We start from the raw sequence: 12,386 nt of genomic DNA, 5'->3' as shown, positions 1-12,386 counted from the left end.
CCATGACCGCCTTCACAACCGGTCCGCGTCACGGACAGCACAGAACCGTGCAGCCTCGACACGATCGGCGATCCGGTTTCCTCCTACGGTGATCCGAAGGTCGCCGACCGCGCGCTGCGGTGGGCAGGAGGAGCGCTCGGAGCTTGCGGAGGGCGCGGCAGTCCTGCTCCCTGCGGAGCGCTTGGAGCTTGCGGAGGGCGCGTCACGAAGGGTCCGGCGACCGGGGTTCGAAAAGCACCCGAACGGTGCCACTCACATTAGCGAGTCCGCATGTCCGACAACCGCACCCGCGGCCGCACCATGTGAGTCGCGGTGCGCCTGTAGCGTGGTGTCCTGTCACCACGTGTGCAGCACATCGGATAGCGAGGACCCCACATGGCACTTCATGCACTGCTCGCCAAGGCCGGCGCGACGGTCGCCACCGGCTTCGTCGGAGCCGTCGCCTACGACGCCGTACGCACCGTCGCTCGACGCGCCCCGCTGCGTGAGGGAGCCGTCGTGGCGACCACGTGGGGTATCCGTGGAACCCGCAAGGCCGAGGAGGTCGCGGAGTCGGTGCGACTCAACACCGCCGACATCGTCGCCGAGGCGAAGGAACGGCTGGGCGAGGAGTCGACACCGCCGGGAACAGCGGTGGCTCACGACCACGACCACGATCACTGAATCGTGAGCGCGTCCGCGCCGACGTACTCTCCCGAGCTGCCACCGACCGAGATCGTCGTCCGGTCGTCGGCGGCGGGCCGGGTGCGTATGACGGTTCCGTGGCTGCGGGTCACCGATCGCACTGTCGCCGACCGCCGTGCCGTGGCCATCGAGGAGAGCGTCGCCAGGGTGACGGGTGTGCGCGCCGTGCACGCCTATCCGCGCACCGCCTCGGTCGTCGTGTGGTTCCGGGCGGACACCGACCGGGATGCCATCGATCATGCGATCGCGGCGGCCACTCACGCCGACCCCGCGAATCTTCCTGACCGCGCACCGCATTCGGCCGACGTCACCAATGCCGACCTGTTGCGGATGGGCATCGGCGCGGGAGCCCTGGTCCTGCTGGGTTTCCGGCGCTACGGGTTCCGCCGTCCGCCGCTGCTCGGTCCGGCCTCGCGCACCGTCGCCACCGGTGTCACCATCTTCTCCGGCTACCCGTTCCTCCGCGGCGCGCTCCGCTCGCTGCGTGGCGGCCGGGCCGGCACCGACGCACTGGTCTCCGCTGCCACGATTGCGAGTTTGCTGCTGCGCGAGAACGTGGTCGCGCTGACCGTGTTGTGGTTGCTCAACATCGGTGAGTTCCTCCAGGACCTCACCCTGCGACGCACCCGCCGCGCCATCGCCGACCTCCTCCGCGGCACCCAGGACACGGCGTGGGTCCGCCTCGCCGACGGCACCGAGGTGCAGGTGGCCATCGACGCGCTCCACGTCGGGGACGCGGTGATCGTGCACGAGCAGGTCGCGGTGGCGGTCGACGGGGTGGTCGTCGACGGGGAGGCGGTGGTCGACCAGTCCGCGCTGACCGGCGAGAACCTCCCGGTGACCAAGCACGTCGGCGACCGCGTGCAGGCCGGCTCGGTGGTACTCACCGGCCGGATCGTCATCGAGGCCCACGCGGTCGGCGACGACACCTCGATCGGTCGGATCATCGGCCGGGTCGAGGAGGCCCAGCGCGACCGCGCTCCCATCCAGACGGTCGGGGAGAACTTCTCCCGGCGGTTCGTACCCGCGTCGTTCGCGTTGTCGGCGCTGACGCTGCTGGTGACGCGCGATCTCCGTCGTGCGATGACGATGCTGCTGATCGCGTGCCCGTGTGCGGTGGGGCTGTCCACCCCGACCGCGATCAGCGGCGCCATCGGGAACGGCGCGCGGCGCGGAATCCTCATCAAGGGCGGATCGCACCTCGAGGCTTCGGGACGGATCTCGGCGGTGGTGTTCGACAAGACCGGCACGCTGACCGTCGGGCGCCCGGTCGTGACCAACGTCGTGTCCTTCTCCGACGACTGGCAGCCCGAACAGATCCTCGCCTACGCGGCCAGCTCCGAGATCCATTCGCGTCATCCGCTCGCCGAAGCGGTCATCCGGTCCACGGAGGAACGTCGCATCGAGATCCCGACGCATGCGGAATGCGAGGTCATCGTCGGACTCGGCATGCGCACCCGCGCCGAAGACGGGCGCGTGCTCCTGCTGGGTAATCCGTCGCTCCTCGACCGGCACGGCGTCGCGATCTCCGACGACGCCATCGGCTGGGTGGACCGCTTGCGGCAGGCGAGCGAGACACCGCTGCTGCTGGCCGTCGACGGCACGCTCGTCGGTCTGGTGAGTCTGTCCGACGAGCTGCGTCCCGAGGCGCGTGAGGTGCTCGACGCGCTGCGTGCCGACGGGGTCACCGAGATCGCCATGCTCACCGGCGATCACCCGGTCACCGCGGCGACCATCGCCGCCGAACTCGGCATCGAGCGGTGGGCCGCCGAGGTCACCCCTGACGACAAGCTCGCGGTGGTTCGTGAGCTGCAGGCCCTCGGCCACGTGGTCGCGGTGGTGGGTGACGGTGTGAACGACGCCCCCGCGTTGGCCGCCGCGGACATCGGCATCGCGATGGGGTTGGCCGGAACGGATGTCGCGGTCGAGACCGCGGACGTCGCGCTAGCCGGGGACGACCTGCGCAAGCTGCTCGACATCCGCGATCTGGGTTCGCACACCGTCGAGGTGATACGACAGAACTACGGTATGTCGATCGCCGTCAACGCCCTGGGGCTGGTGATCGGCGCGGGCGGTGCGCTCTCGCCGGTCCTCGCCGCCGTGCTGCACAACGCATCATCGGTTGCCGTGGTGCTCAACAGTTCTCGGCTCATCCGGTATCAGGTCGAACCGGCTCCGTCGGCGTCGGCGGAGGAAGTCCGCGCATGACCGAGGTACCCACGACGACCGCGACCTTCGAGTGTCCGGCCGGGACGATCATCGCTCGCACCGACGGACAGGTCGTGCGCGCCACCGGGATCCGCTTCGCGCAGGCGGCGCGCTTCGAGGTTCCGTCCCCGCAACCGCCGGCCGACGAGCCGATCGATGCGACCTCGTGGTCGCCCGCCTGTCCTCAGCGCAACGGCGAGGGGATCGTCCACGACACCTTCGGCGATGCCGCGCTGGGCGAGATGGTCGGCGACGAGCACGCCCAGTACGTGTCGGTCACGGTGCCGGTCGACCGTCGACCCGACGAGGCTCTCCCGGTGATGGTCTGGATTCACGGCGGGTCGTACATCATCGGCGCCGCCGACGCGCCCTGCCACGATCCGGCGGCGCTGGTCGCCGAACAGCGGGTGGTCGTCGTGTCAGTGACCTACCGACTGGGATTGTTTGGGTTCCTCGGCGACGGCATCAACCGGCCGGCGAACCTGGGCCTGCTCGACATGATCGAAGCGCTGCGCTGGGTTCAGCGGAACATCGCGTCCTTCGGCGGCGATCCCAACGCCGTCACCGTCTTCGGCGAATCAGCCGGCGGCGACGCGGTTGCACAATTGATGGCGGCCGACGGCGTGACGGGCCTGTTCCGCCGCGCCATCATCCAGAGTGCGCCCCTCGGCATCACCCGACGTCGCGAGCGGTTGCATGCGGACATGTTCGCTGCGTCGCACCAGGTGTCGGCGTCGGCGACCGTCGACGAGGTCCTGGCCGTCCAGGAGTCGATGATGGGACTCAAAGCGATTCTGCAACATGGACTTCCGGCGTTCATGTCCTTCGGTCCCCAGTACGGCCACCATCCGCTGCCACCCGAGGACGAGGTGGACGCGGTCTGGGAGAGTCGAGCGCGGGACGTCGAGGTCCTCATCGGCTGGTGCAGCCGCGAGGCCGCGTTCTTCACCGCGGCGATCGACGGGGTGTCGTCGCTCCCCGCGGTTCCGTTGGTCGGCAACCGCCTGTACGAATGCCTTGTCCAGCAACTCACCCGTGCCATCTACACGTCGGCGGCCGACCGCTTCGCCCGACGCCACCGACGCGCCGGAGGAAAGGCCGCGCAGTACGTCATCGACTGGGGCGCAGCAGATCACCCGCTGCGCGCCGTGCACACCGTCGACATCCCGTTGCTGTTCGGAACCCCGGAGATCTGGGCCGGCGCCCCGATCCTGGCCGGCCACGACGCCGATCGGGCTGCCGAGGACGGCCGCACGTTGCGACGGATCTGGGCGGACTTCGCTCGCGACGGATGGACCGCGCCGGCTGATGTGCCGGGCCTGATCCGCTTCCGTTGACCGCGGCATCGCGTAGCGCGAATGCGACTGTACCCGCGGTCTCACCACGGATTGGGCGTCTGCAGCCGAATCGCGCGAAGCCGTCGACGCCCGGCGGTGGAAGCGCCGCGAGGTCAGTCGGCCGGTCGTTCACCCACGGCAATCAGTGTGTCGCAGTCGACTTCGGTGATCCCCTCTCGTCTGCCAGCCGCTGCAGGAACCCGACTCGCACGTCCTCGACGGCGTCGGCGTCCAGGTCGGCGAGTGCGCCGCGCAACCCGCTGCCGAGGACCATCGACCAGGAGAACTCGTCGGTCCGTGGTACGCGCAGGTCGAGAACTGACGCGGACACCTCTTCTGCGCCAAGCGATTCGAGCCACCTGACGATCTTCTCCTCGGTGTCGATCCGCGTGATGGGGTGAGGCGGTCCGTCGGACGGGGCACGCGGACCGGGTGGCGGCGGCGTGTTCGTCACGCGGGCGACCTCGGCGAAGTAGGCGCCGGTGAAGTCGTGGAGTGCGTCGTCATGTTATACCGCGACTGCGAGACGACCACGTGGGCGCAGGAGGGGCAGTAGTTTGCGCACCGAGTCGTCCATGTCCGGCAGAAAGAACACGCCGAAACCGCATGTGATCACGTCGTATTCGCCGCGCTCCCGGCCGGGCAGCGCGGTCACGTCGTCGACCCGGAAGTCGATGTTGCGCAGACCGGCCGCATAGGCGCTGGTTCGGCCACGCTCCACCAGATCGGCGGCGAAGTCGACTGCCGTGACGTGCCCGTCGGGTCCGACGACCCGCGCGGCGGCCAGCGCGCTGGCACCGGTGCCGGAACAGATGTCGAGAACCTCATCGCCCAGCGCGACCCGTGCCCGAGCAACGAGGGTCTCGCCCGCCGGACCCCAGACGAGGGGAGTCACCAGGTCGAAATCGGGACTGGTCGAGTTGAAGATCTCGGCGATGCTCGGGCCTGGCATGGGTTCAGCGTAGACGTGTTGACAACGGTTCCCGATAAAGTGGCGGACGTCTCACCCTTCGCCGACAGAACGGAGCCGTCCTGATGGAACGCCTCGTCGCCATCGCGATCTCCGTCGCAGGTGGGGTGCTGTTGCTGTGGGTGATCCTGGTGATCGCTCTCCTTGTCGCTCGCCCACCCGGTTTGCGGGCCAAAGACCTCCTTCGGCTACTGCCCGACACCGTCGTACTGCTGCGACGGCTGGCCGCTGACCGAGAACTCCCCCGTGGTGTCCGCGTCCGGCTAATGCTGCTCTTGATCTACTTGGTCCTTCCCATCGACCTGATTCCCGACTTCATCCCCGTTCTCGGCTACGCCGACGACGCGATCATCGTGGTGTTGGCGCTGCGCTCGGTCGTCCGCCGTGCCGGCCAAGATGCGCTCCGGCGCCATTGGCCCGGCAGCGACGACGGTCTGGTCGCGGTGCGCCGCCTGGCCGGCATCGGCGATCCCACAAAGCCGATGGACCCATAGCCCGAGTCGGCTGCCTCGGACGTGCTGGTACATGTCCGACCCTCATGCGAACATGTGTTCTATGCGCATCGAGCGGCGGGAACGGCGGGATCCGTCGATCCTGCATGCCGATCTCGACTCGTTCTACGCCTCGGTCGAGCAGCGGGACGACCCCTCGCTTCGCGGCCGTCCGGTTCTCGTCGGCGGCGGCGTCGTCCTCGCGGCGAGCTATGAGGCCAAGGCCCGCGGGGTGCGATCGCCGATGCCGGGCCACGAGGCGCGGGCACTCTGTCCCGACGCGATCGTCGTCCGGCCGCGGTTCGAGGCCTACATGGAGGCGAGTCGGGAGGTCTTCGACATCTTCCACGACACCACTCCGGTGGTCGAGGGGATCTCGGTCGACGAGGCCTTCCTCGACGTTGGGGGGCTCGGCCGGATCAGCGGTACGTCGCACGACGTCGCATCGACGATTCGACGCCGCGTCCGCGAGGAGGTCGGTCTCCCCATCACGGTCGGCGGAGCACGCAGCAAGTTCCTCGCCAAGGTCGCCAGCGCCGTCGGCAAGCCGGACGGCCTGCTCATCGTCGAGCCGGGAACCGAACTCGACTTCCTGCATCCGCTCCCGGTCCGTCGACTCTGGGGGGTCGGTCCGGTCACCGAGGCCAAGCTGCACGACGCAGGAGTCGAGACCGTCGGCCAGCTGGCGGCCCTCGGGGAGCGGTCGTTGCGCGGCATCGTCGGGTCGGGTGCCGGACGGCACCTCTTCGCGCTGTCACTCGCCCAGGACCCGCGTCGGGTGGAGACCGGCAAACGACGCAGCTCAATCGGTTCACAACGCGCGCTCGGCCGACGTCCGAAGTCCGAGGCCGACCTCGAGGCGACCATCACCGCGATCGTCGAACGATTGGGCAAACGGCTCCGAACGGCCGAACGGGTCTGTCGGACAATCGTTCTGCGGTTGCGCTTCGACGACTTCACCCGCGCCACCCGGTCCCGCACGCTGCTGGAGTCCACCGACCGCACCGACCTCATCATGGCGTCGGCGCGCGGCCTCCTCGCCGACGCGATGCCGATCATCCGCGAACGGGGATGCACCCTGGTCGGGTTGTCGCTGACCAACCTCGACGACCACGACAGCATCCAGCTGACGCTTCCCTTCGACACCGACCATGCCCACGAACTCGACGCGACGATGGATCTGCTGCGGGACCGGTTCGGCCGCGACTCGGTCACCCGCGCGGTCCTCATCGGACGCAACCACGGCGACGACGCACCGATGCTGCCCGACTAGCGCGAAAAGCGCGAAACGCTACTTATGCGCCCAAGCGTGACTGTGATGCCGGTGACCCCCAACACTTCTGATGTGACCACCCGATGTGGTCGCCCTCACATCCGCTGCAGAATCGAGTAAGACAATGTTGGTAGCCCTCGGCCTCGGGATGGTCGCCACCTTCATGGTGCTGATCATCACCAAGCGGGCGACGCCCGTGGTCGCGCTGATCCTCGTCCCCGTCGCCTTCGGCCTCTTCGCCGGTGCCGGCCTCGGCATCAGCGACATGATCACCGACGGCATCAAAGACCTCGCCCCCACCGCGGCGATGCTGTTCTTCGCGATCATCTTCTTCGGCATCATGATCGACGTCGGACTCTTCGACCCGGTGGTCCGGGCGGTCGTCCGCGCGGTGCACGACGACCCGGCCCGCCTGGTGGTCGGAACCGCGGTGCTCGCCGGTGTCGTCTCCCTCGACGGCGACGGTTCGACGACCTTCATCATCACGACGGCCGCACTGCTGCCGCTGTACCTGAAGCTCGGCGTCAGCCCGGTCGTCCTCACGGTCGTCGCCGGACTCACCAACGGCACGATGAACATTTTGCCGTGGGGTGGCCCCACCGCCCGCGCCGCAAGTGCGCTGAACATCGACACCAACGACGTCTTCGTCCCGATGGTCCCCGCACTGGTGGCGGCGCTGATCGTCGTACTGCTCTTCGCCTATCACCTCGGTGTGCTCGAACGCCGGCGCATCGGCAAGCTGGAGATCCGGGATTCGATCCTCGCCCCGAAGGAAGAGGTACTGGTCGGCGCCGGCGGCGGAACCGGGTTGCCGCCCAAGGGTCGTCGGGCGCGCGGTTCGGGTTCGACGGGAACAGGCTCGGGCGCCTACGACGACGCTCCCACCGGCGATCACGATCTCAGCCGCCCCGTGGCGGGCGCCGCCGACGACGACCGCGACGCATCTTTCTCGGGCGTCCTCGACCCCAATCGGGAAACCCTGCGGCCCAAGCTCTTCTGGGTGAACGCCGGACTCACCGTGGCCCTGCTGGCCATCCTCGGTGCCGACATCGTCGCCATCCCGGTGCTGTTCATGATCTTCGCCGGCATCGCCCTGGCCATCAACTTCCCGCACATCAAGCAGCAGCAGGAGGCCATCACCCGGCACAGCTCGAGCATCGTGTCGGTGGTCGCCATGGTCCTCGCCGCCGCCGTCCTCACCGGCGTGTTCAACGGCACCGGGATGGTCGACGCCATCGCGCACTGGCTGGCCGATGGCATCCCCGACTGGATGGGCCCCCACATGGCCATCGTGATCGGCGTGCTCTCGATCCCGCTCACCTTCCTGATGAGCAACGACGCCTTCTACTACGGGGTGCTACCGGTCCTGTCCGAGACCGCGACCCGCTACGGCATCGACCCCACCGAGATGGCGCGGGCATCGATCACCGGCCAGACCGTGCACATGCAGAGCCCACTCGTCCCGGCGATCCTGCTGCTGGTCGCACTGGCCGGGATCACCCTGGCCGACCACCACAAGAAGGTCCTGTGGCGCGCCACGGTCGTCTCGCTGGTGATGCTCGCCGTCGGGGTCCTGGTCGGGGCCATCCCGTTCTGATACGGCCCAACCGGTGCATGCCGATCCACACTCCACGCGGCGATCCGTTCCCCACGGATCGCCGCGTCGGCGTGCCTGCCCCACAGCGAGCATTAGGCTGACACCATGCGTTTGCGGACGCAGGTGCTGCTCCTGCAGCTGGCGGTGATAGCGGTCAGCCTCGCGGTCGGGTTCGGTCTGGTCATCGCCGGAGCCGACGACCGGGTGCGCGACGAGTACGCACAGCGCGCGCTCGCCATCGCGCAGTCGGTCGCCGCCGACGCCGAGGTCCGCAGCGAGGTCGCCGCCCATCCCGGTGACCGGGTGGACGCGGCGGACCTGGTCGACGGCCCGCTGCAGCGGCAGGCGGCGGCAGTACGAGCCCGGACCGGAGCCCTGTTCGTCGTCATCGGCAACGACCGCGGCATCCGTCTGGCACATCCCGAGGTGACGGAGCTGGCCAGGACGGTCTCCACCGACCCGTCGAAGGTGCTGTCCGGATCGAACGAGGTGAACACCGACCGGGGCACCCTCGGCGAGTCGGTCCGCGCGAAGGTCCCGGTCCTGGACGCCGACGGCGCAGTCGTCGGGTTCGTGAGCGTCGGTGTCTCCACCGAACGCCTGGGCTCCGAGACCCGCACCGACATCGTCGCGATCGCGCTCCTCGCGCTTGCGGCACTGGGTATCGGCGGGGTGGGTTCGGTGCTGCTGGCCCGTCGGTGGCGCCGACTCACCCTGGGTTTGGAGCCCGACGATCTGGCCGAGCTCGTCCGGGAACAGGGGGCCGTGCTGCACTCGATGGCCGACGGCGTGCTCGCCGTCGACGCCGACGGCATCGTGCGCGTCGTCAACGACAGGGCGCGTGCGCTGCTCGACATCGACGCCCCGGTCGGCACCCCCGCCGGCGACCTCGGCCTGACCCCGCGGGTGGCGACCGTCCTGGCCACGCCCACCGACGAACCCCTCGCCGCCGGTGTCGGCGAACGGGTGGTCCTGGTGAGTTCCCATCGGGTGCGGGCCGACGGTCGCGACCTCGGCATGGTCCTGTCGGTGATCGATCGCACCGACGTCGAAGCACTCAGCCGCGAGGTGGATTCGATCAGGTCGATGAGCACCGCCCTACGCGCACAGCGCCACGAAACCGCCAACCGGATGCACGTACTCGCCGGCCTACTCCGGCACGGGCACGCCGACGAAGCGCTCGCCTACCTGGACGAGGTCACCGGAACCGGACCGGGAGGGGCGCTCCTCGGCGGACTCGACAATGTGCGCGAACCACACCTCCACGCGTTTCTCGACGCGAAGGCGGCTCAGGCGCGCGAGCGCCGGGTGGTGCTGCGACTCGGCGACCAGACCTGGATTCAGGGCGTGCTCACCGAACCCGTCGTCGTCACCACCGTGCTCGGCAACCTCGTCGACAACGGGATCGATGCCGCCGCGTCCGGACCGGACGGTGGACAGCCCGGTGAGGTCGAGGTCGAGGTCATCGCCGACGGCGACACGGTCCTGGTCACCGTCGGGGATTCTGGACCCGGCATCGCTTTCGACGACCCCGACGACGTCTTCGCCGAGGGCGCCACGACCAAATCCGGCGCGCACGTACCCGGCGGCCGCGGTATGGGACTCGCCCTGGCCCGGCAGATCGCGCGCCGGGTCGGCGGCGACGTGTGGGTCGCCGATGCGGGGGGTCGCGGCTCCGCGGATGATGACGAACCGGGCGGGGCCGTGTTCGTCGCCCGCCTGCCCGGCGTGCTCGCGCCGACGGACGAGGCCGAAGACGACTCGTACAGCCAGACCGACGAACCGGGAGTGACCCCATGACCGACGACCACGGCGTCCTGATCGTCGACGACGACTTCCGGGTCGCGGCGTTGCACTCCGCGATCGTCGACGCCGTCCGGGGCTTCACCGTGCGAGCCCGGGCGGGCAGCATCAGTGCGGCACGTCAAGCCATCGCCGAACATCCCGACATCGATCTCGCACTCCTCGACGTCTACCTGCCGGACGGTTCGGGCATCGAACTGGTCGCCGAACTCGACTGCGACTGCTTCATCGTCGGTGCCGAGACCGACGCCTCGGCGGTACGAGGCGCGATGCGTGCCGGTGCACTCGCCTACCTGATCAAACCCTTCGACGACGCCGACCTCGCGCGTCGGTTGGCCGGCTATGCCCAGTACCGGCGGATGCTGGCGGGCGAGAACGTCGACCAGCACGCCGTCGACGCAGCGCTGTCGGCACTGCGGTTCGGCACCCGCGCCGCGGACCGGGCCGAGGGTGGCTCGCCGACCGAACAGCGCATCCTGGCGTTGTTCGCCGAGGGCGCTCCGCTGTTCGCCGACGATGTGTCGCGGGAGATCGGCATCGCGGCACCGACCGCGCGGCGGCACCTCGCGAACCTCGTGGCGGCCGGACGGTTGACGATGTCGCTGCAGTACGGCGCCACCGGCCGGCCCCGGCAGGAGTACCGGCTGCCCGGGGCGTGACAGCGGGATCGGTCGGCACGGGACGCGGGGACCGGCCCGAGGATTAGAGTGGTGATCCATGACGATGCATGTCGAGACCGGGAATCCGGATCTGATCACAGTGGATGTCCCGACCCATTGGTACAACCTCGCCGCCGAGCTCGACTCGCCGATCCCGCCGCACCTGCATCCGGGCACCAAGGAACCGGTCGGGCCGGACGATCTCGCCGCGTTGTTCCCGAGCGGCCTCATCGCGCAAGAGGTGTCCACCGAGCCCTACATCGAGATCCCCGAACCGGTGCGCGAGATCTACCGGATGTGGCGGCCGTCGCCGCTGATCCGCGCGCGTCGTTTCGAGGAGGCGCTCAACACCAGGGCGCGGATCTACGTGAAGTACGAGGGTGTCAGCCCGGTCGGCAGCCACAAGACGAATTCGGCTGTCGCGCAGGCGTACTACAACAGCCTCGACGGTGTCACCAAGCTGACGACGGAGACCGGAGCCGGTCAGTGGGGAAGCGCACTGGCGTTCGCGGGTGCGCAGTTCGGCATCGACGTCGAAGTGTGGCAGGTCCGTGCGTCGTACAGCTCGAAGCCCTACCGGGGGTTCCTCATCCGCACCTACGGCGGGACCATCCACCCCAGTCCGTCGGAGCTGACCGAGTCGGGTCGAGCGATGCTCGCCAAGGATCCGAACACCACGGGCAGCCTGGGCATGGCCGTCAGCGAGGCCGTCGAGGTCGCGGCCGCGAACCCCGACACCCGTTACGCGCTGGGCAGCGTGCTCAATCACGTGGTGCTGCACCAGAGTGTCATCGGGCAGGAGGCCGTCGACCAGCTCAACGCGGTGGAACCGGGTGGTGCCGACGTTGTGTTCGGTTGTGCCGGAGGCGGTTCGAACCTCGCGGGGTTGTCGTTCCCGTTCCTGCGGGAGAAGCTGCACGGCCGCTCGGACCCGCGCGTCATCGCCGCCGAGCCCGCCGCGTGCCCGTCGATCACGCAGGGGGAGTACCGCTACGACCACGGTGACGTCGCCGGACTCACCCCGTTGCTCAAGATGCACACGCTCGGTATGGATTTCGTGCCCGACCCGATCCATGCCGGTGGTCTGCGCTATCACGGCATGGCGCCGGCGCTGAGCCACACGGTGGAGCTCGGTCTGGTGCAGGGTGTCGCCATCTCCCAGCACGACGCGTTCTCCGCGGGCGTGCAGTTCGCCCGGACCCAGGGCATCGTCCCGGCTCCCGAGTCGACGCATGCGATTGCGGCCTGCGCCTCGCACGTCGCCGACAGCGACAAGGACGAGGTCGTCGTGATCGGACTGTCGGGCCACGGGCAACTCGATCTGCCCGCGTATGCCGAGTTCCTCGAGGGCAACTTCTGACTCG

11 protein-coding genes are annotated in these 12,386 nt (G+C 69.1%); 9 read left to right on the top strand and 2 right to left on the bottom strand.

The window, feature by feature from the left end:
- Positions 1-375 precede the first annotated feature (375 nt).
- The 3 genes from GR168_RS22385 (at position 376) to GR168_RS22375 (ending at position 4,229) form a co-directional block, all read left to right on the top strand.
- On the top strand, positions 376-663 hold the full coding sequence (locus tag GR168_RS22385) for a DUF1490 family protein (protein WP_058252919.1): 288 nt from the start codon (positions 376-378) through the stop codon (positions 661-663).
- Between the two features lie 87 nt (positions 664-750).
- A complete protein-coding gene (locus GR168_RS22380; RefSeq protein WP_159371999.1) occupies positions 751-2,892 on the top strand; it encodes a cation-translocating P-type ATPase in 2,142 nt (713 codons plus the stop codon).
- Positions 2,889-4,229: a carboxylesterase family protein gene (locus GR168_RS22375; RefSeq protein WP_068972120.1), complete on the top strand. Its 1,341-nt coding sequence runs from the start codon at positions 2,889-2,891 to the stop codon at positions 4,227-4,229. Before GR168_RS22380 ends, GR168_RS22375 begins: the two co-directional genes overlap by 4 nt.
- Positions 4,230-4,371: 142 nt before the next feature.
- Here the strand turns inward: GR168_RS22375 and GR168_RS24070 are convergent, their stop codons facing one another.
- Complete coding sequence (locus GR168_RS24070) at positions 4,372-4,683, bottom strand: hypothetical protein (RefSeq protein WP_223259022.1); 312 nt, start codon at positions 4,681-4,683, stop codon at positions 4,372-4,374.
- 54 nt (positions 4,684-4,737) lie between these two features.
- Positions 4,738-5,181: a class I SAM-dependent methyltransferase gene (locus GR168_RS24065; RefSeq protein WP_223259023.1), complete on the bottom strand. Its 444-nt coding sequence runs from the start codon at positions 5,179-5,181 to the stop codon at positions 4,738-4,740.
- A gap of 83 nt (positions 5,182-5,264) precedes the next feature.
- On the opposite strand from GR168_RS24065, the gene GR168_RS22365 reads away from it, so the two are divergent.
- The 6 genes from GR168_RS22365 to GR168_RS22340 all read left to right on the top strand — a co-directional run bounded on the left by GR168_RS22365 (position 5,265) and on the right by GR168_RS22340 (position 12,382).
- Positions 5,265-5,693, top strand: a complete 429-nt coding sequence (locus GR168_RS22365; protein ID WP_159371706.1) for a DUF1232 domain-containing protein — start codon at positions 5,265-5,267, stop codon at positions 5,691-5,693.
- A gap of 61 nt (positions 5,694-5,754) precedes the next feature.
- Positions 5,755-6,963, top strand: coding sequence for a DNA polymerase IV (gene dinB, locus GR168_RS22360; RefSeq protein ID WP_159371705.1), 1,209 nt, complete (start codon positions 5,755-5,757; stop codon positions 6,961-6,963).
- A gap of 85 nt (positions 6,964-7,048) precedes the next feature.
- Positions 7,049-8,560, top strand: a complete 1,512-nt coding sequence (locus GR168_RS22355) for an SLC13 family permease (protein ID WP_264186651.1) — start codon at positions 7,049-7,051, stop codon at positions 8,558-8,560.
- 105 nt (positions 8,561-8,665) lie between these two features.
- Entirely contained in the window at positions 8,666-10,360 is a 1,695-nt protein-coding gene (locus GR168_RS22350; protein WP_159371703.1) for a sensor histidine kinase, read from the top strand.
- Complete coding sequence (locus tag GR168_RS22345) at positions 10,357-11,022, top strand: response regulator (protein WP_159371702.1); 666 nt, start codon at positions 10,357-10,359, stop codon at positions 11,020-11,022. Before GR168_RS22350 ends, GR168_RS22345 begins: the two co-directional genes overlap by 4 nt.
- A gap of 58 nt (positions 11,023-11,080) precedes the next feature.
- The gene (locus GR168_RS22340) at positions 11,081-12,382 is read left to right on the top strand and encodes a TrpB-like pyridoxal phosphate-dependent enzyme (protein ID WP_058252911.1); all 1,302 of its coding nucleotides are present in this window, start codon (positions 11,081-11,083) and stop codon (positions 12,380-12,382) included.
- Positions 12,383-12,386: the final 4 nt, after the last annotated feature.

It is taken from the genome of Gordonia sp. JH63 (genome assembly GCF_009856645.1).
Taxonomy (GTDB): domain Bacteria; phylum Actinomycetota; class Actinomycetes; order Mycobacteriales; family Mycobacteriaceae; genus Gordonia; species Gordonia hongkongensis.
The sequence above is the reverse complement of the archived record's forward strand: the minus strand, read 5'-3'. Positions and strand labels throughout refer to the sequence as shown.

Bases quoted from the DNA above. Each gene is read 5' to 3' on its own strand.
- dinB (WP_159371705.1), top strand. From the start codon at position 5,755: ATGCGCATCGAGCGGCGGGAACGGCGGGATCCGTCGATCCTGCATGCC.
- GR168_RS22340 (WP_058252911.1), top strand. From the start codon at position 11,081: ATGACGATGCATGTCGAGACCGGGAATCCGGATCTGATCACAGTGGAT.
- GR168_RS22365 (WP_159371706.1), top strand. From the start codon at position 5,265: ATGGAACGCCTCGTCGCCATCGCGATCTCCGTCGCAGGTGGGGTGCTG.
- GR168_RS22350 (WP_159371703.1), top strand. From the start codon at position 8,666: ATGCGTTTGCGGACGCAGGTGCTGCTCCTGCAGCTGGCGGTGATAGCG.
- GR168_RS22380 (WP_159371999.1), top strand. From the start codon at position 751: ATGACGGTTCCGTGGCTGCGGGTCACCGATCGCACTGTCGCCGACCGC.
- GR168_RS22375 (WP_068972120.1), top strand. From the start codon at position 2,889: ATGACCGAGGTACCCACGACGACCGCGACCTTCGAGTGTCCGGCCGGG.
- GR168_RS22345 (WP_159371702.1), top strand. From the start codon at position 10,357: ATGACCGACGACCACGGCGTCCTGATCGTCGACGACGACTTCCGGGTC.
- GR168_RS22385 (WP_058252919.1), top strand. From the start codon at position 376: ATGGCACTTCATGCACTGCTCGCCAAGGCCGGCGCGACGGTCGCCACC.
- GR168_RS24065 (WP_223259023.1), bottom strand. From the start codon at position 5,181: ATGCCAGGCCCGAGCATCGCCGAGATCTTCAACTCGACCAGTCCCGAT.